18 protein-coding genes are annotated in these 19,619 nt (G+C 45.4%); 14 read left to right on the top strand and 4 right to left on the bottom strand.

Translation table 11 applies throughout. From position 1 onward, the window contains the following. Window positions 1-139: 139 nt before the first annotated feature. From GSQ66_RS08000 to GSQ66_RS08035, 8 genes are all read left to right on the top strand, one after another. A complete protein-coding gene (locus tag GSQ66_RS08000; RefSeq protein ID WP_162426988.1) occupies window positions 140-823 on the top strand; it encodes a DUF4290 domain-containing protein in 684 nt (227 codons plus the stop codon). 6 nt (window positions 824-829) lie between these two features. Next, window positions 830-2,134 carry a UDP-N-acetylglucosamine 1-carboxyvinyltransferase gene (murA, locus tag GSQ66_RS08005; RefSeq protein ID WP_162426989.1) on the top strand — a complete coding sequence of 435 codons (1,305 nt, stop codon included), beginning with the start codon at window positions 830-832 and terminating at the stop codon, window positions 2,132-2,134. 610 nt (window positions 2,135-2,744) lie between these two features. Further along, entirely contained in the window at window positions 2,745-3,791 is a 1,047-nt protein-coding gene (locus GSQ66_RS08010) for an alpha/beta fold hydrolase (protein WP_162426990.1), read from the top strand. A gap of 90 nt (window positions 3,792-3,881) precedes the next feature. After that, window positions 3,882-4,316: a DUF1810 domain-containing protein gene (locus GSQ66_RS08015; RefSeq protein ID WP_162426991.1), complete on the top strand. Its 435-nt coding sequence runs from the start codon at window positions 3,882-3,884 to the stop codon at window positions 4,314-4,316. Between the two features lie 87 nt (window positions 4,317-4,403). Continuing rightward, a complete protein-coding gene (locus tag GSQ66_RS08020; protein WP_162426992.1) occupies window positions 4,404-5,246 on the top strand; it encodes a 1,4-dihydroxy-2-naphthoyl-CoA synthase in 843 nt (280 codons plus the stop codon). Between the two features lie 202 nt (window positions 5,247-5,448). Continuing rightward, window positions 5,449-6,273, top strand: a complete 825-nt coding sequence (locus GSQ66_RS08025) for a DUF4349 domain-containing protein (protein WP_162426993.1) — start codon at window positions 5,449-5,451, stop codon at window positions 6,271-6,273. Window positions 6,274-6,619: 346 nt separating this feature from the next. After that, window positions 6,620-6,781, top strand: a complete 162-nt coding sequence (locus tag GSQ66_RS08030) for a hypothetical protein (protein ID WP_162426994.1) — start codon at window positions 6,620-6,622, stop codon at window positions 6,779-6,781. Window positions 6,782-6,804: 23 nt separating this feature from the next. Further along, window positions 6,805-7,671, top strand: a complete 867-nt coding sequence (locus GSQ66_RS08035) for a porin family protein (RefSeq protein ID WP_162426995.1) — start codon at window positions 6,805-6,807, stop codon at window positions 7,669-7,671. A 119-nt stretch (window positions 7,672-7,790) separates the two neighbouring features. Here GSQ66_RS08035 and GSQ66_RS08040 read toward each other — a convergent pair whose 3' ends face one another. After that, window positions 7,791-8,990 carry a THUMP domain-containing class I SAM-dependent RNA methyltransferase gene (locus GSQ66_RS08040; RefSeq protein ID WP_162426996.1) on the bottom strand — a complete coding sequence of 400 codons (1,200 nt, stop codon included), beginning with the start codon at window positions 8,988-8,990 and terminating at the stop codon, window positions 7,791-7,793. A gap of 353 nt (window positions 8,991-9,343) precedes the next feature. Here GSQ66_RS08040 and murB point away from each other — a divergent pair, with 353 nt between their 5' ends. The 3 genes from murB (at window position 9,344) to GSQ66_RS08055 (ending at window position 11,770) form a co-directional block, all read left to right on the top strand. After that, a complete protein-coding gene (gene murB, locus GSQ66_RS08045) occupies window positions 9,344-10,360 on the top strand; it encodes a UDP-N-acetylmuramate dehydrogenase (protein ID WP_162426997.1) in 1,017 nt (338 codons plus the stop codon). A 251-nt stretch (window positions 10,361-10,611) separates the two neighbouring features. Further along, window positions 10,612-11,034 (top strand): DUF4923 family protein, encoded by a 423-nt coding sequence (locus tag GSQ66_RS08050; protein ID WP_162426998.1) that lies wholly within the window; start codon window positions 10,612-10,614, stop codon window positions 11,032-11,034. A gap of 316 nt (window positions 11,035-11,350) precedes the next feature. Next, window positions 11,351-11,770 carry a hypothetical protein gene (locus GSQ66_RS08055; protein ID WP_162426999.1) on the top strand — a complete coding sequence of 140 codons (420 nt, stop codon included), beginning with the start codon at window positions 11,351-11,353 and terminating at the stop codon, window positions 11,768-11,770. 60 nt (window positions 11,771-11,830) lie between these two features. Here GSQ66_RS08055 and GSQ66_RS08060 read toward each other — a convergent pair whose 3' ends face one another. Further along, entirely contained in the window at window positions 11,831-14,230 is a 2,400-nt protein-coding gene (locus GSQ66_RS08060) for an endonuclease MutS2 (protein WP_162427000.1), read from the bottom strand. A 325-nt stretch (window positions 14,231-14,555) separates the two neighbouring features. Here GSQ66_RS08060 and GSQ66_RS08065 point away from each other — a divergent pair, with 325 nt between their 5' ends. The 3 genes from GSQ66_RS08065 to chrA all read left to right on the top strand — a co-directional run bounded on the left by GSQ66_RS08065 (window position 14,556) and on the right by chrA (window position 18,386). Then, complete coding sequence (locus tag GSQ66_RS08065) at window positions 14,556-15,011, top strand: YhcH/YjgK/YiaL family protein (protein WP_162427001.1); 456 nt, start codon at window positions 14,556-14,558, stop codon at window positions 15,009-15,011. An 86-nt stretch (window positions 15,012-15,097) separates the two neighbouring features. Then, on the top strand, window positions 15,098-17,113 hold the full coding sequence (locus GSQ66_RS08070; RefSeq protein WP_162427002.1) for a copper-translocating P-type ATPase: 2,016 nt from the start codon (window positions 15,098-15,100) through the stop codon (window positions 17,111-17,113). A 157-nt stretch (window positions 17,114-17,270) separates the two neighbouring features. After that, window positions 17,271-18,386, top strand: a complete 1,116-nt coding sequence (gene chrA / locus GSQ66_RS08075) for a chromate efflux transporter (protein ID WP_162427003.1) — start codon at window positions 17,271-17,273, stop codon at window positions 18,384-18,386. 25 nt (window positions 18,387-18,411) lie between these two features. Here chrA and GSQ66_RS08080 read toward each other — a convergent pair whose 3' ends face one another. Further along, window positions 18,412-18,714, bottom strand: a complete 303-nt coding sequence (locus GSQ66_RS08080; RefSeq protein WP_162427004.1) for a hypothetical protein — start codon at window positions 18,712-18,714, stop codon at window positions 18,412-18,414. A gap of 7 nt (window positions 18,715-18,721) precedes the next feature. Then, window positions 18,722-19,537: a CPBP family intramembrane glutamic endopeptidase gene (locus GSQ66_RS08085; RefSeq protein WP_162427005.1), complete on the bottom strand. Its 816-nt coding sequence runs from the start codon at window positions 19,535-19,537 to the stop codon at window positions 18,722-18,724. Window positions 19,538-19,619 lie beyond the last annotated feature (82 nt).

Genomic DNA, 19,619 nt, shown 5'->3' on the forward strand with positions numbered 1-19,619 from the left:
AGCCGGAAGTATAACTTACTGTACTTTTCCAGTACTGCTCATAACTTCTTGTTCAAATTCCGTAATTCATAGTTGCACTTCGTGTAATATTTATCATTTCTAATTTCTAATTCATAATTTTGAATTTATATAAAATCTAATGGAAGCAAGTACCTCCTTTAAACAAGACCTGTTGTTGCGCGAATATGGCCGTAACGTGCAGGACCTTGTAAATCATATACTAACTATAGAGGACAGAGCTGAACGCACACGCCTTTCGCAGTTGCTGATAAACCTGATGGCTAAACTGAATCCGCAGTTGCGTGATACACAGGATTATCAGCAGAAACTCTGGAATCACTTATATGTCATGTCAGGCTCGCAGCTGGATGTGGACGCCCCTTATCCGCTGAGCGCGATGGAGTACCTGAACGACAAGCCGCAACGCATGCATTACCCGCTCGAAACACCTAAGTTTAAGCACTATGGCCAGAACGTGGAGCTGCTTATTCAGCGTGCTACCGAACTGGAAGATGAAAAAGAGCGTGAAGCTGCTATCGTTTCTATCGGTAAACTGATGAAAACGCTGTACCGTTCTTACAACAAGGAAAGCATTACCGATGATGTGATCCTGAGCGATATCCGCCAGTTATCGAAAGGTAAACTGAACATGGACCTTGCTTTTATCGAGAGCAATAACCTGTTTGAGTCTAATGTTAGTGGTGGCAGTGGCCGTCAGGATAACCAGCAACGCAGCCAGCAGCAAAACCGTGGTGGTGATAACCGAGGGGGAGACCGCAACCGCAACAAGAATCCCCGATCTTCCAATCAAAGAAATAAATAAGAGTACATGGCTTCATTTGAAGTAATAGGTGGTAACAAGTTAAAAGGTGAGATAGTACCTCAGGGAGCTAAAAACGAAGCATTGCAAATACTTTGTGCTGTGCTGCTGACGGCAGAGCCTGTTACCATTTCCAATATCCCGGACATCCGGGATGTAAATAAGCTTATAGAATTGCTGCAGGGTTTAGGTGTGGCTGTAGAAAGAAATGCTGCAGACACCTATACGTTCAGGGCTGATAATGTAGACCTGGATTACCTGGATACAGAAGCGTTTGTAGCACAGGGCCGCGCCATCCGTGGTTCAGTTATGATCGTGGGCCCGATGCTGGCTCGTTTTGGTAAGTCTAAAATGCCTAAACCGGGTGGCGACAAAATTGGCCGCCGCCGACTGGACACACACTTTGAAGGATTTGAAAAACTAGGCGCTAAGTTTGAATACAATGCATCTGACAATTTCTTCAGCGTAACCGCAGACAAACTGAAAGGCGCTTACATGCTCCTGGATGAAGCTTCGGTAACCGGAACTGCGAACATTTTGATGGCTGCGGTTTTAGCGGAAGGTACAACCACTATTTACAATGCCGCCTGCGAACCTTACGTGCAACAGCTTTGCCGTATGCTGAACCGCATGGGTGCCAGGATCAGTGGTATCGGCTCTAACCTGCTGGTAATTGAAGGCGTGGAGAAGCTTGGTGGCACCGAGCATCGCATGCTGCCGGATATGATCGAGATCGGTTCGTTTATCGGTCTTGCTGCCATGACGGGCTCTGAAATAACGATAAAAGATTGCCAGATTCCGGAGCTTGGCCTGATACCTGATACGTTTAAGCGTTTGGGCATTAAAATGGAATTCCGTGGGGATGATATTCATATTCCGGCGCAGGACCATTACGAAATTGATACCTACATTGATGGCAGCATCCTGAACATATCAGACCACACCTGGCCGGGCTTAACCCCTGACCTACTGAGCGTGGCGCTTGTTGTAGCTACACAGGCAAAAGGTACAGCGCTTATCCATCAGAAAATGTTTGAGAGCCGCCTGTTCTTCGTGGATAAACTGATAGATATGGGTGCCCAAATCATCCTTTGCGATCCGCACCGCGCTACGGTTATCGGCCATAACAATCACATTCCGTTACGCGGCATCCGCATGACTTCCCCGGATATTCGTGCTGGTGTGGCTTTGCTTATTGCAGCGCTTTCCGCCGAAGGTACCAGCATCATCGACAATGTAGAGCAGATAGACCGTGGTTACCAAAATATTGATGGACGTTTGAACGCTATCGGTGCACAGATCAAAAGAATATAATACCTATAAACTATAGTTTAAGACTTGGAGAGCACTCAGAAATGGGTGCTCTTTTTTGTTTGTGGTGATATTATGAGTTGTAATTCTTATATTAGTTAAACTATATACGCTGATGTACTTAACTATAGTTGTAGCAAATAACTGGCTTCAGGAGTTACGTACATAGTGCAGATAAGCGTATGTTGTCGTATATACGGAAGTTGGCGGTAAGTAAAAGTATTTAGAGTTAGATATAAGAATAAAAATTTATGAATTGGGAATATCTACTCTTTAGTTTTTTACTCGCTTTATTTTCTTGGTTCTATTACAAGCATCATAAATTATGGTGGAAGAAGAAAATAGAAAATGAAGATGGAGGGGATCTTTATGATCAAACTATAAGCAATGTAAAAGATTGGTGGCTAGTTATAATCTCAGCAATCAGCTCATTAATATTATTATGTAAATTCTTATTTGAGTAGATACAGAGTACTGCATATTAATAAAATTTAAAAAATATAGAATACCAAACGCCAACAAAACCTATAAGTAAGCTACGCCACCTTATAGCAAAGCCGTTCAAATCCTTAATCATATAATCACCTAAATAAATATCTTACCACCTACCAACATGAAGTACAAAATCTCACTCAGCATTCTTCTATTTATAGTTTTAGGTTGGTTAGCGGTGCAGGCACAGCCTATACACGAAGAAAAGTTTGTAACTATAGGCGGTATAGAGCAATGGATAACCATTAGCGGCGACGACAAATCTAAACCTGTTATCCTGTTTCTGCATGGCGGACCGGGCAGCACCATGAGCCAGTATGATGACGCCATCTATGGCCACTGGAAAAAAGATTTTGTACTCGTGAACTGGGACCAGCGTGGCGCAGGCAGAACATTTGGCCGCAACACGCCCTCACCGGTAACAGAAGACTACTGGATTGAGAATCCACTGACCGTCGAGCAATTTGTAACCGACGGCATTGAGGTATCGGAATATGTAAGGAAGCGACTGGGTAAGCATAAAATCATACTTATAGGTACTTCTTGGGGCTCTATAGTTGGTGCAAACATGGCGCTTTCACGCCCTGATCTGTTTACAGCTTATATTGGCCACTCCCAGGTAGTAGAAAATACTGAAGGCTTCGTGCATGCTTATAAAAAAGTAAATACAATGGCGCTAAGAGCTAACGACACAGAAGCATTGGCAAAGCTGAAAGAACTGGGCTCGCCACCTTATGAGGATGCTCAGAAAGAAGGCCAGCTGATGCGCATCATCAAAAAATATGAACGACAGAACTCTGTACCTGCGCCGGAAAACTGGTGGAAACTGAAAAGCGAATATGATAATGAAAAAGATGCACAAGCCAGGTACGACGGCGATGATTATTCTTTCCTGCACTTTGCCGGCTTTAAGAAAATGGGCATCAAACCTATGGGTGCTGGCGTTGATTTCATAAAAAATGGCTTAAACTATAAAATACCAGTATACTTTATCCAGGGCGAGGAAGATATTCTGACTCCGAAAGAAATTACAAAGGCGTACTTCGATAAGCTAAAAGCTCCTACCAAGAAGTTTATACTTGTTCCGGGCGCAGCACACGGCCACAACCAGGCAGTGATAGATGCACAATATAAAGCTGTTAAAGAAAGCCTTTCGGCTAAACGTTAGAGTATAAATACCTATCTAAACTATAAAGCAATCAAGCCACTATAGTATGGTTCGTCTGGAATATAACATCAGTCTATTTAACTATACTTTATGCCCGACAACTATAACCTTAACCGATTTTTAGAAGCCCAGGAAAGTACTTACCAGACTGCACTTTCTGAAATCAGGAATGGCCGCAAGTGTAGCCATTGGATGTGGTTTATTTTCCCTCAGGTGGCTGGTTTAGGTTTCAGTGAAACGTCTCAGTTCTATGCTATCAAAACTATAGATGAAGCTGCAGCTTATTTAAACCATCCTGTTTTAGGGAAGCGCTTATCAGAGATATCAGAAGCGTTGCTAACTATAGATGGCAGATCAGCAAACCAGATATTTGGGAGTCCGGATGATATGAAACTGAAATCAAGTATGACATTATTTGCTGCAGTAAGTGATGCGGATCCGGTGTTCCGGAAAGTGTTGGAAAAGTATTTCAATAATCAGGAGGACACAAAGACCTTACAGCTTCTGAAAAACAATAGGTCTTAACTATAGTTTATACTGCTGTTACAAGCAACTTAAAACCATTTGAGCTAAACTATAGAATACCTTACCTTTGGGGTAAATAATTGAGATATGAGCAAAGCAAATTGGAAAACCGTTAAGGAATACGAAGATATAACCTACAAAAAAGCAGACGGCGTGGCCCGCATCGCTTTTAACAGACCAAACGTGCGCAATGCATTCCGCCCTAAAACGGTATTCGAGCTTTTCGATGCGTTTCTGGATGCGCGCGAAGATACAAGTATTGGTGTAGTTTTGCTTTCAGCAGAAGGACCGTCTACCAAGGATGGCGTTTATAGTTTCTGCAGCGGCGGCGACCAGAATGCGCGTGGTTTCCAGGGGTATGTAGATGAAGGCGGTATTCCGCGTCTTAACATTCTGGAAGTGCAGCGCCTGATCCGCTTTATGCCGAAAGTGGTGATTGCCGTAGTGCCGGGCTGGGCTGTTGGCGGAGGCCATAGTTTGCACGTTGTCTGCGACCTGACACTTGCCAGCAAAGAGCACGCAATCTTTAAACAGACAGATGCTGATGTTACCAGCTTTGATGGTGGTTATGGTTCGGCTTACCTGGCTAAAATGGTTGGTCAGAAACGCGCCCGCGAGATCTTTTTCCTGGGTCGCAACTACTCTGCCCAGGAAGCTTACGACATGGGCATGGTAAACGCTGTTATCCCGCACGATGAACTGGAAGACACCGCTTACGACTGGGCACAGGAAATACTGGCAAAATCGCCAACCTCTATCAAAATGCTGAAGTTTGCCTTTAACGCTACCGATGATGGCATGGTAGGTCAGCAGGTTTTTGCCGGTGAAGCCACCCGCTTAGCTTACATGACCGAAGAAGCCAAAGAAGGCCGAAATGCATTCCTTGAGAAGCGCAAGCCAAACTTCAAGAATATTCCCTGGATATCGTAACCTTCCTCCGCCCTTTAAAGACAGGGTCGTTTCATTCTCCTTTTTTAGAATGAAACAGCCTTGCTCCGCGACGGGAATTTGATAAAATCACAAAAGCCTGCTACTTAACTGTAGCAGGCTTTTATTTTATGTGTTTCTCCAACTCCGTAAATCTGAAGTATCACTAACTCACATATTTACTGCAGGGTTACCTTCTTATACTTTGCTGCATAAACAGGAAACCAACCTGAACATCATGCACCGTAACCTGTACTTTTTATTTGCTCTTCTGCTTCTGGGCAGTGTTAGTTGCCAATCCGGAATGGATGCTGAAGAAATGGAAACTTCTACAGTAAATTTAGGGGTTACTCCCTCGCCCAATCTTTCAGACCGCAAAATAATCAGGGAGGCAACTATACGCTTTCAGGTGAAAGACTTGAATGAAAGCAGCGCTAAAATAGAGGGGCTTTTAGAAAAGTATGGCGCAACCATTACCAATAGCCAGAACTATAACCAGGAAGAAAGTATTGAAGCCAGTTATACTATAAAAATTGCACCTGAAAAGTTAGATGGTTTATTAAAAGCGATACAGGCCGAAAGTATTTTCCTGGATAACAAAACCGTTACCGCCGACGATGTAACGCTACAGTATGTGGATGTGGAAGCCCGGATAAAGGCTAAACAGGCTGTACAGCAGGAGTACCTGGAGCTGCTGACCAAAACCAGTAAAGTATCAGAAATTCTGGCAATTGAGGCCGAGTTACAGAAAGTGCAGGAAGAACTGGAGTCGGTTCAGGCACAAATGAAGGCGTTGCAACAGCAGACTACCTTCAGCACTATAAACCTGGCAATGTACCAATTGGTGCCGGCCTCTTACTCCGACAGAACCAATTTTTCTACCCGGGTTACATCCGCACTAAATGGTGGCTGGCATCTCTTTAAAGACCTTCTGGTAGGTGTAGTGTACCTTTGGCCTATACTCATCATAACTATAGTAGCGTTGTTCCTTATCCGTTGGTATAAAAACAGGCAGAGAAGCATAGTTTAGCCATTCGAGGCCTTTAAACATAAGCCCGGTTAAAGTATGTAAGTAATCATACTATAACCGGGCTTTCACTTTAAGCCATTCTAATCTTTCCCTTCCCTCTGCGGAAAACATCATTATCGACAACGTAGAGCAGGTAGACCGCTGTTGCCAGAACACCTATAGTTGATTGAATGCTTCGACCGCACAGTTCGGTAAAATTTAAAACCAGAAACTATAGTTTGTTTAGAGAGCGGTTAAAGCCGGGCGCTCTTTTCTGGCTATAGGTAAACGCTACTTGTCTTCTATCCTGTGTTCTCAAAATTAAAACATATATTTATAGCTATATTTAGTCTACTCCTCCCTTAATATGAGAAACAACTTAATACTCCTTGCCCTGCTTACACTGTTCACTACAACTGCCTTTGGCCAGATACAATCTGCCCAGGGCAAGCTAATACTTACAAATGGACAGGAACTAAACGGCGCCATCACACATTTTATGATCAACCTACCGAAATTATACTGCTGACACCTGACAACACCAAGCGCACCTTGCCACCCGCCGAAGTTGCCGAAATACAGCTTACTGATAGCAGGCGTTTCCTGTTGCGGGATCTGAATTCGGAGCGGTTTGTATTTCAGTTACTGATCGGGTCTGAAAAGATGAACCTACTGAAGCGCGAGACGCCCTCTCCTGTGTTTTACATCGCAAAAGACGAACAGCTGCACAAACTTGAAAACAACGAAGAGAGCCTGCTGGTAAACGGGAAAAGGTATAAAAAGGAAGATAACCGTTATATAGGCATCCTTAACGTACTTATGCAGGACAGACTTGACCTGAGTGAGAAAATACACAAAACAAAATTAAGGGAGCAGGACCTTACAGCCCTGGTACTGGCATACACCAACGGAAATGTAACCTACCATTACCAGCCTGATGCGAAACTAGAGCGAAAACCGTATTGGGTTGCTTATGCCCAGTACAGCAACCACTACAGGAAAGAAATAACAACCAGGCTTTCCTATGGTTACCAGGCTGGGGCACAATATTACTTTTCATCTGCCGGTCGTAACTCGCTGCGTTTTGGATTGGACTATAGCAACTTTACTTTTGAAGAGGCCAACAGCAAATCTTACATGTTAACTATAGGTTACCAGTATGATTTTGTGAAGACAAGTAAAATGGATGCTTACCTGATGGCAAAGTTCCTTGGGTTTGGATACTCCAAATATCATAACCTGGAAAGAAATGAAACACAAGAGGCTTCCGGGGCAGCTATCCGGATAGCACCGGGCATAGGCTTCGAATACAGAAGCACCGAAAAACTATCGATGTACGCCGAGGTAAACGAGCTTTTGGTGATCGATAGTTTGCCAAAAAACTATAGCCTGGGCATTAAATATGCCTTTCGGAAGTAACTGGCACGTTTCCACAATTCCTAAGCCGACTAAAAATCCCACACGTATAGTTATTAATATAGCATAGAGCGCCCAGCTAAAGGCGCTCTTTTGTTTTGTGTACAGTGAAACTTAATTTTTTAGCTATTACCTTCTTCTCCCCTTTTGCTACCACCGTATAGTTCATACTTCAGCAGGCGGCAATCTATGGCTCCGTTGTAAAGTGGCGTACGGCGCGAGGCTCGCAGGCCTATGCTTTTGGCAGCGTCCAGGTTACCGGTAAACACAAAAGCGTCGTACCCCTGGTAATTGTTTTTCAGCGTGTCGCCGATGTTCTTGTAGAGTTGGTTGATGTCGTCAGACAGGATACGCTCATTGTATGGCGGGTTCATTACTAAAACTCCCTGCTCGGTTGGTGCGCTGGTTTTAAAGAAATCAGCTTCTTCTACTTTAATTACATGTTCCAGTCCGGCGTTGGCAATGTTGGTGCGGGCAGCCTCTACATAATCCGGGTCAATGTCATAGCCGATAATTTCGGCCTGCGGTTCTTTCTTTTCTTTGGCTTCGGCAGTGCGCCATACCATTTCAAAAAGCTCTTTGTTATAGTCTTTCCAGTTCTCGAAACCGAACGGGTCGCGGCGGAAAAGGCCCGGCGCAATGTTCTGCGCCATCATGGCTGTTTCGATCAGGAACGTACCGGAACCTGCCATCGGGTCTATAAACGTGGACTTTTTATCCCAGCCAGAAAGAGAGATGATACCAGCTGCCAGCACTTCGTTCAGCGGGGCCACGTTGGTTTGCAAACGGTAGCCACGGCGGTGCAGCGAATCTCCGGACGAATCCAGGGAAAGCGTAACCATGTTTTCGTGCATGTGCAGGTTCAGGCGCACATCCGGGCGAATACGGTCTACGGAAGGGCGTTCGCCGGTCTTTTTACGGAACTGGTCAACTATAGCATCTTTGGTAAGCTGGGCCACAAACAGCGAGTGCTCAAAGGTAGAATGGCTAACCACGGCATCAATGGCAAAAGTCTGGTCCAGGTCAAAGATTTCAGACCAGTTCGTTTTCTGTACCTGCTCGTACAGGTCGTCTTCGTTTCGGGCTTTAAAATTACGGATCGGCTTTAAAATACGAATGGCGGTACGGCACCACAAGTTAGCTTCATACAACTGGCGCAGGTTACCCGAACAGGATACTACACGGTTCCCAACTTTAATGTACTCCATGTCGAGGGCACGCAGTTCTTCAGCCAATACTTCCTCCAGCCCGGCAAGCGTCGTAACACTTATATTAAAGTTATCGGTAGGTTTCTGCTTTTGCTTTTGGTAATGTTTTGCCATGATCTATAGTTGTATTGCTGCAAAGTTACTCTTTAATTGTTGATTGTTGAATGGTTAAATTGTGGTCTGGTTCCGGTTTTGCAGGATTATCAGATTTTGTAGAAACGTACTACTTTGCATCCTTTTGTCTGAACCATGATTAATGGTGATTTCATGGATTTATGTGATTCATTTCAACTGAGTGCTATAGTTTTATAGTTAAGCTATAGTTCAGGAAGATACCTAAGGTTCTATAGCGGAGACGCAAGGTATTGCTTCTCTACATATTTAACTTTCTAACCTCCCAACTTTCTAACTCATAAACTCACTAACTCTTTAACTCCAATCCTTATCTTTGCTGTAAATACGAGCCTATGAAAATGCAGACTGATTTTTCGCTTAAGCCTTATAATACCTTCGGAATTGATGTAAAAGCAAAGCTTTTTGCCCGCTTCAACAGTGTGCAGGAGCTTCAGGAGCTGTTGCAGATGCCGGAACTAAAGCAGGAACAGAAACTTATACTGGGCGGCGGCAGCAACCTGCTTTTCACCAAAGATTTTGACGGTGTGGTACTGCAGAATGGCATAAAGGGCATTGAGATCATTCGTGAAGATGAGCACCATACCTATGTAAAAGCTGGTGGTGGTGAGGTCTGGCATGCATTTGTTCTATATACACTTGAGCATAACCTGGGCGGTGTAGAAAACCTTTCTTTAATACCGGGCACAGTTGGCGCAGCACCTTTGCAGAACATTGGGGCGTATGGCGTGGAGCTGAAGGATCTGTTTTATGAACTGGAGGCAGTAGAACTGGAAAGCGGCCAGACCCAGGTTTTCACGAACGAGGATTGTAGATTTGGATACCGCGAGAGTGTGTTTAAGAACGAGCTGAAAGGCAGGTTTATAGTTACATCCGTTACCTTCAGGCTGCACAAGACCCACAAGCTTAACACGAGCTACGGCGCCATTAAAACTACCCTGGAAGAGATGAACATTACGCAGCCAACTATACAGGACGTGAGTGCTGCCGTGTGCCATATCCGCCAGAGCAAATTACCGGATCCGAAACAGATCGGAAACGCGGGTAGCTTCTTTAAAAACCCCGAAATTCCGATCATCCTGTATGATATTCTGAAAGAGCAGTACCCTGAAATGCCTGCCTACCCTGTGTCGGAACTAACGGTGAAAGTGCCTGCCGGCTGGCTGATCGAGCAATGTGGCTGGAAAGGGAAAGTGATTGACAACTATGGTGTGCACAAAAACCAGGCGCTGGTGCTGGTAAACTATGGCGGGGCATCCGGCGATAATATTCGTCAGCTGGCTTTAGATATTATTCATTCTGTTGAAGAGAAATTCGGGATAAGCCTGCATCCGGAAGTTAACATTATGTAAGCGGCACTTAGCATACACTTTTAAAAGCCATCCCTGCGCGCTCAACCCGGGCCAAAGGATGGCTTTATGGTTTAACCAATTTTGGGCTGTGTTCGTATTTGCATCATTAGCTTGCAGTTCCGGTTAATACTAACCACTATCATATTCTCTTTATTATAGTATGTCTTGTAGTATGTCTTGCCTGGTTAAACTATAGCCGGGGAAGTGTTTATCCTTCACTCTGTTTTCTATTCCACTCAAAAATAAAACGTATGAAAAAACTAAAATTCCTGAGCTATTTAATTGCCACCCTGTTAATGGTTACGACTGTGAGCTGCGATGACGATGATGACGATGCTTTACCGAATAACACATCACTTCTGACTGCAAGTGAGTGGACAGGTGATAAGGTATATTTCCAGGGAATGGATGTAACGAACAATCCGCTGTCTCCTATAGACGTAAAAAGTGTTAAAATCACTTTTAAGAGTGATGGCACCTATAGTGGGCAGATTGAAGGAGTATCGAAGAGCGGCACATGGGAGTTTAATCAAACTGAGACCCAGATCATTATGGACAAAGACACAAATGATGAGCTTATAGCGGATATAAAACGACTTACATCCACTGAGTTTTGGGCTGAAGGTGATTTTGCAGGCGTGGGCGAAGATGTTGAAATCAGGTTTGTGCACTAACTATAGAGACACTACCTATAAAATAATAAAGGGCTCTGATCAGGAGTCTTTTTTATTTTATGAAGCTGTTTAGAGTTTCCTCCTATCATATTACAACCTGCCGTTGTTGGTGTTTTCACCAACAACTATACTTTTACCAACAAGTACTTGCTGGTGAAAACACGCAGCAAGGGCATCTTGTATCAATTTCCCCAAAACTCTAAACAGGTTATATGTATAAAAAAGCTGCCGCAACACATCAAAATCCTAACATCTTAAGTAAAAGCATTACAATCCAGCAATAAAAAAAATCAGTTTTACTTTATACATACAGGCTATGAACAAATTTCAACTACGCTATTTTTTATGTCTCCTGGTGCTGCCGTTTTTAATGGCTAGCTGTGGAAAAGACGACGACGATGATGATGTATCCCCTAATATAAGCATGCTGACCGCCGGTGTATGGACAGGTGATGCTATAATTATTGAGGGTGAAGATATTACAGATGAGATTTTGGAGAGTGATGGTTTTGACTGGACATTATACACAACCGAATTTGAGCGGGAAGGCACCTATAACGAAAGTTATGTCGGCGACCCCCAGATTGATGGTATATGGGAATTTCAGAACAACGAAAGAATCATAGTTTTTGACAAAGGCACTGACAAAGAATATTATGTCGTAATAGCCAAACTGGATGACAATGAGTTCTTTTATGTGCAGGATGGAGTAGAATTCCGTTTTGTGCGGAAATGATCAGACAACAAAAAAGGCTCCCTTACCCGGAGCCTTTTGTTGAGCTATAGTTTATAGTTGCTATTTTAAAACCGCCAGTGTAGCGCCATCGCCGCCGCGTTCCTCAGCTTCGCTGCCCAGGCTGGCCACTTCCGGCACCGAGTACAGGTAATCACGCACTACCTGGCGAAGTATGCCATTGCCACGGCCATGTATGATCTTGATCTCCGGAATACCCAGCATAATGGCTTCGTCGGTAAAGTTCATTACTTTGTTCAGCGCGTCTTCAGCATATTCCCCGCGTATGTCTATCGTGTTTCCGAAATCGGCCATACGCTGCGTAATGTTCATGCCACGGGTGTAGCCTTCTTCGGCTTTGGCGGCCGCTTTCTTCTGCTTGGCCACCTGTGCTTCCACCCGCTCCAGGTTTTCGATCTTAACTATAGTTTTAAGGCCGCCAAACAGTACTTCGGCCGTCTTGCCTTTTATATTCACGATCTTGCCCACTGAGTCCTGGCCTATAAGCCCTACGTTGTCGCCTTCTTTTAGAGGGCCACCTGACGTAATTCGTTTGTGTGCCGGACGTGGTTCTTCTTTACGAACCTGCTCGTTGGCAAATGTTTCCAGTTCGCGGCGCGCTTCTTTGGTCTTTTCTTTTTCGGCCTGGCTCTGCTTTATCTGCTGTATGGTTGCCTCTATTTTCTGGTTAGCATCCTTTAACAGTAACTTGGCTTTGCCTTTAGCCTCGCGCATCACATCCTGCTTGCTCTCCTCCAGGAAGTTCTTCAGATCGCTGTATTCTTTAACATTGCGCTTCAGTTTGAGCTCCAGTTTGGTAGCTTCAGCCAGTTTCTTTTCCAGCTCCTGCTTTTCGGTTTCCAGTTCTTCCAGCAAGCGGTCGTAACGGATCTTGTCTTTACCAACCAGGCTGCTGGCTTTGTCAACTATAGCTTTTGGCAACCCGATCTTACGCGCGATCTCAATGGCAAACGACGAACCCGGCTTCCCGATCTCCAGTTGATAAAGCGGCTGCAGGTTTTTGTGGTCGTAGCGCATCGCACCGTTCACAATACCCGGCGTTTTTTCAGCGAAGTTCTTCAGGTTGGTATAGTGCGTGGTTATCACCCCATATACTTTGCTGTTGTTCAGGGTTTGTAGTACCGCTTCGGCAATAGCGCCACCCAGCACCGGCTCTGTACCTGTACCAAACTCATCAATCAGCACCAGGCTTTTGCTGTCTGCTACCGTCACAAATTTCTTCATGTTGGTCAGATGCGAACTATAGGTGCTCAGGTCATTCTCAATCGACTGCTCATCGCCAATGTCAATAAATATATCATGGAAGATACCGGCTTCGGAACCATCGGCCACCGGAATCAGCATACCGGTCTGCAACATGTACTGCACCAGGCCAACCGTTTTTAAGCTCACCGATTTACCCCCTGCGTTAGGTCCTGAGATCAACAGTACGCGCTGGTCGCGGGTCAGCTCCAGGTCCATGGGTATAGTTGGTTTGCCCAACTGCTTATGCGACAAATACAGCAGCGGGTGAATTGCTTGTTTCCAGGCGATGTGCGGGTATTTGTGCAGCGCTGGCATAGTGGCCTCTACCCTGCGTGCAAAGGCCGCTTTGGCTCTTATAAAGTCCAGTAAGCCCAGGTATTGGTAAGCCTTACGCAACTCTGGTATGTGGTGACGCAGCGTATTGGTCAGGCCTGTTAAAATACGGATCAGCTCGCGGTGGTAGGCATTCTCCAGGTCCTTGATGTCGTTGTTGAGTTCGAAAATAGATTCCGGCTCTATATAAACCGTTTGCCCCGTATTCGACTCATCGTGGATCAGGCCTTTTATGCGGCGCTTGTGTTCTGCAATTACCGGAATTACCAGACGGCCTCCGCGTATAGTTGGCTCTACATCACCGGGAGTCCAGCCTTCGTTTTTGGCATGCCGGATAATAGAGTTGATGGTTTTACGCAATACTGCCTGCTGCGCGATCAGGTCTCGTTTCAGGCGCTGGAGTTCAGGAGTCGCATCATCGCGCACGGCACCGGCATCGTCTACTACTTTATCTAACGCAGCTATAAGCGAGCGTTCTACAGATACGTCAGCACCCAAGGCTTTCAGGGCTTCAAACTTCCCTTCTTCGGTGCCGGAAATAAAGCGCTGCGAATCGCGGATGGTACGCAACGACATCTTGATCTCGAAAAACTGCACCACATCCAGGAAAGTACCCGGAATGGCGGCTCTGTCGAGGTAAGCAGTTACGTCAAAATAGTGGCTCAGCGGAATCTCGGCGTCGGATTCCAGCAGTTGTTTAAATTCGTTGGTTTGTTGTAACAGTCGCTGCACCAGGTCGTGGCGGTTCAGAAACTGCATGCGGTTTACAAACTGGCGGCCCAGGGAACTAAGACAAAGCTCCGAAAGCATTTCGCGCACCTGTGCAAACCCGATCTTTATTTCAAAATTTTCTGGATAGATCAATTGTTATCTCTTAATTTAAGGCAAATTTAGCATTTTATAACAAGTTTAAGCGGGTGTTTCGTTCGCTGTTGTTACACTTTCTAATACAGGGAATTTTACTTTTTGGCATTGGACTTTGCGACAAAAGGCAAATGACATTTTTCCCCGCTCTTCCGGACTTCCAGGTCCGAAACCTATCTGGTGTAGAGATCCGTGTCCCTGTTATACTATAAACGCGGACGAAGACGTCCGCAGCAGAAAGGTTCCGGACACAGTTATCCGGAACAGCGCAATAAAACAAACTGTTTTTTAACTTTCAAACTTTCTAACTTTCAAACTATAAAAGATGGTTCTCGATAAACTCTCCAACGCTGACCGCTATGTGTGCATGCACCCGCTTTTTGCACAGGCCTTTAAATTTTTACAGGAAACCGACCTGGCAACTATAGCCACAGGCGTGCACGAAATTGAAGGCAAAAAACTGTTCGCTATAGTTTCGGAAGCTGCAGGTGTTACCAAAGACAACTATAAACTGGAAGTGCACCGTAAGTACATCGACATACAGTATGTTATTTCCGGAACTGACCACATGGGCTGGAAAGACCTGGCCCTTTGCGACGAACCCAACGACCCTTACAACGAAGAACGCGAAGCCGCTTTTTTTCCGGATAAAACGGAAAACTGGTTTGATGTATCCGCCGGTTCGTTCACTATTTTTTACCCGGACGATGCCCATGCCGCTATGGTTACCGGCGAGCGTGTGGTAAAAAAAGTTGTGTTGAAGATTGCAGTAGAGGCATAAACTTTCCTATGGCCAGGCGATAAAGCAAAACGGCTATTGGCGATTTTGCTACCAGGTGGCAATACAGTTTCTAACAGAATATAACTATGGAACACCATCACGCGCATCAGCATACGTCATCCGGCAACGGCCAGCAGAGCCACCATCCAACAGGACACGACAAACATGCAGGGCACCATGTAGCTGACTTCTGGCAACGCTTTATAATCTGCACCATTGTCTCGGTTCCGGTACTAGCATTATCACAAATGATACAAATGTGGTTTGGCTTTGAACTCGCTTTTCCGGGCGATAAATATCTGTTAGCCCTACTTTCTACATTTATATTTATTTATGGCGGTTATCCTTTCTTAAAAGGTTTATATGATGAAGTAAGGGATAACGCAATAGGCATGATGACCCTTATCGGGATTGCCATTACAGTTGCCTGGGCTTATAGTGTGGCTGTCACTTTCGGGTTGCCCGGAATGGATTTCTATTGGGAAATGGCGACTCTGATTGACATCATGCTTATCGGGCACTATTTCGAAATGAAATCGGTCATGGGTGCGTCCCGTTCGCTTGAACTACTGGTAAAAATGATGCCTGCCACTGCCCATCATATCATGGAGGGCCACATTCACGACATGCCTGTAGAAGAATTGAAGGCAGGCGACAAGGTACTGGTGAAACCGGGGGAAAAAATTCCGGTGGATGGCGTTGTGCTGGAAGGTGAGAGCTATCTTGACGAAAGCATGCTGACGGGAGAAAGTAAACCTGTAAAAAAAGAAAAAGACAGCAAGGTAATTGGAGGCTCAATAAACAGTAACGGCTCGTTGACCATACAGGTACTAAGTACAGGCCGCGACAGCTACCTGCATAAAGTAATAAAGCTGGTAGAGGACGCTCAGCATGTGAAATCAAAAACCCAGAACTTTGCCGACCGTGCTGCCAGGATACTGACCTTTGTAGCATTAGGTGGGGGTATAGTTACGCTTGTGACCTGGCTGTTGCTTGGACACTCTTTTGTATTTGCCTTAGAGCGAATGGTGACGGTTATGGTTATTTCCTGCCCGCATGCCCTGGGGTTGGCCGTTCCGCTGGTAGTAGCAATTTCCACCTCTGTTTCCGCACAAAAGGGCTTACTGATACGCAACAGAACCGCCTTTGAAAACGCCCGGCTTATCACCACCATCATTTTTGATAAAACAGGCACACTTACAAAAGGAACGCACGAGCTGCAGAAAGTGGTGGTTTTAGACAGCCAATATGATGAAAGGGAAATTTTGCGAATGGCATCTGGGGTTGAACAACATTCGGAACATTACATTGCTACCGGCCTTCTTAAAAAAGTAAAAGCAGCAGGAATTGCGATACCAAAAGCAGAAAACTTCAACTACCTGCCGGGCAAAGGTTTGGAAGGGACTGTGGAAGGCAGAAGTGTGAAAGTGGTGGGCCCAAATTACCTTAAAGATCAGCAAATTGCTGTTGAAGAAGTTAAAGATGCATCGGCACGGACAATAGTGTATGTTTTAATTGACAATGCAGTTGCGGGGTATCTCTCTTTTTCAGACCAGATCAGGGAAGAATCATTTGAATCGGTAGCCATCCTGAAAAAGGCGGGCATTAAAAACCTGCTGCTTACCGGCGACAATGAAAACGCAGCAAAAAAGGTGAAGGAAGAGTTACAGATGGATGGATATTTAGCCAATGTGCTGCCTCACGAAAAACTGGAAAAAGTAAAAGAGTTACAAGCTAGTGGCGAGTATGTAGCCATGACCGGAGATGGCGTGAACGATGCCCCGGCACTGGCCCAGGCAGATGTGGGCATAGCCGTTGGTTCAGGAACAGATGTAGCTGCCGAGACTGCAGACATTATTCTGGTTAACTCCAACCCCAAAGACATAGCTAACCTGATATTGTTTGGGAGAGCCACTTATAACAAAATGATGCAGAACCTTTGGTGGGCGGCGGGTTACAACATAGTTGCCATTCCTTTAGCGGCGGGCGTTCTGTACAACTGGGGCATTATGCTAAGCCCGGCTATAGGTGCCGTTTTAATGAGTTTGAGCACCATTGTGGTGGCCATTAATGCCCAACTTTTGAAAAGACAGATCGCTTGAAATCAAACCAAAAATTACCCCTGCTTCATGCTTCGGGCCTGAGTATTTAAATCATTAAGGCATTGGGGCTTCGATGCTTCTATAAATCATTATTACGAACGAACTTGCAGGTGCCAGATCGCAAAGTTACTGCCTGTAGCTACCGAAGTTAAACCTCATGAACACCGAATTAAAAGAGCTTACAAAGCTATTCCTGAAACTGGGCTTTATCGCTTTTGGCGGGCCTGCCGCGCACATTGCCATGATGCAGGACGAAGTGGTTGTAAAACGACGCTGGATGAGCGAACAGCACTTTCTGGACCTGATCGGGGCTACCAATTTAATTCCCGGACCAAACAGTACCGAGCTGGCCATCCACATTGGTTACGACCGGGCTGGCTGGCGGGGCTTGCTGGTGGCTGGCCTTTGCTTTATACTTCCGGCTGTGTTTATTACGGGCTGCTTTGCCTGGCTATACAAAAGCTACGGACAGTTGCCGGCGCTTCAACCTTACCAGTATGGCATTAAACCGGCCATTATCGCTATTATTCTCGCTGCTGTTTTTCCGCTGGCTAAAAAGTCGCTAAAGTCGGTTACGCTGGGTGTGATTGGGGCTTTGGCTTTAGGGCTGGCTATAGTTGGCATTGGCGAGATTTATGTGCTGTTCGGAGCTGGTTTTGTGGCGCTGCTGCTTGCCTTGCTCCGCCAGAAATACCTCCCGACAAGGCTGCAAAGTATAGCTATAGTTCCGCTCTGGCAGGTGGCCGTTACTGCCAGCAACACCAAACTGTTCTTTATCTTCCTGAAAATAGGGTCAATACTTTATGGCAGCGGCTATGTGCTTTTTGCCTTCCTGGATACGGAGCTGGTTTTAACCGGGCTTTTAACCAGGCAGCAACTGATAGATGCCATTGCCGTGGGACAATTTACACCGGGCCCGGTTTTTTCATCCGTTACATTTGTGGGCTATCAACTTAATGGCTGGAGTGGTGCCGTGGTAGCAACTATAGGTATTTTTTTGCCTTCGTTTGTGTTTGTGGCCCTACTTAAACCAATTGTAAAGTATATGCGCAACTCGCCTTTAATGGCTGCTTTCCTGGATGCCGTAAATGTGGCATCGGTGGCGGCTATAGTTGCGGTTTGCTTTGAGATGGGCAAAGACACTATCACCGACTGGAGAACTATAGTTATTGCCCTGGTAAGTGTAGCCATCACCTTCGGCTTCCGGAAAGTGAACAGTGCGCTTGTTGTTATTGGCGGCGCGTTGCTGGGATATCTTTTAACCTTGCTATAGTTGCTTTTAAACTATAGTTACGATCCTATACAGTTTCTATAGTTTCATCCACCAGTGCAGCCGCCTTCTCAAAATTACCTTCCGGGAAAAATTCAGCGCTGATCTTAAGTATCGCAAACAGGTGGCTTTTGAGTTTTACTTCGTTTATAGTTTCGCCCTTCAGTGCATCCTGCGTTAGGTGCAGGGCAAGGTCGGCCAGCAATAGCCTGCGCTTTTCCTTCCATTCGGGAGTGCCTTTGTAAACAGCCGTTTCCGGGTAAAAAGATTCAACTTTAGCGTGCGCAGCATCAACGAGCTTTAACACTACATTTCTGTTTTCAGTGTTCATCTTTATGTCAGATCAGCTTTGTTTCAGGTAAATCAGTGGCTATAGTTTGTGCAGTTGCCCGGGCTGTAATATTCCTGTTTCGGAGCAGCAGGTACACCAACGGAAGCAGCAGTGCAGTTATAGTTAACCCAACATATTCGTACATAGTGCCATCGGTCACATTCTCCAATTTAAAGATTCCCTGCCCATTGAAACCGGCCATTACCCTGAACAGCATGTTGCTGCCAAAGTGTATACCTATAGCCATCCAGATGGCGTTGGTTTTCAGAACTGTGTAAGCCAGTGCAAGACCAAGCAGAGCAGAGAAAAGCATATTCTGCCAGCCAAAGCCTTCGTTCCAGAAATCATCTGCAACATAAAGCACTGTCGTTACCAGCATAAACCATTTCAGCAGGTTCTCTTTTTTAAGGTAGGCAAACCAGTAGCCCCGGATCATGATATCGTTTATGGCCGAGACCAGCAACATGCCCAGCAGCGCTTGTGCCAGCATCCCAACTATAAATCCGGTATCCATCAGGCCTGTTACATCAAACTTACCTAAACTATAGTATACCAGGTATTTCAGTCCCCAGACAGCTGAACCAACCAGGAAACCGATACCCAGGTCGCGTATCCAGCCTTGCTGCATTGGCAAACCAAAACTGTTCAGCCCCTGAAGCCCAAGCAGGTAGCGGGCAACTATAAAAGCTAGCAGAAAGAAGCCGCCGGCATACGCCAACCAGGGAAGTACATCCAGCTGAATCAGCTTGGGGATGCCGTTGAAATACAGGTTAAGCAGTATAAACCCAATGATCCAGAACAGTAAAGAAATCTTATTTTTCATAGTTGATGAGGTTGCAGGCGAGCAATTTAAACAAAAAGTCCTTCCCTGTATATAGCAGGAAAGGACTTTCTTATTTTAAGGT

Source organism: Pontibacter pudoricolor, assembly GCF_010092985.1.
Lineage (GTDB): Bacteria > Bacteroidota > Bacteroidia > Cytophagales > Hymenobacteraceae > Pontibacter > Pontibacter pudoricolor.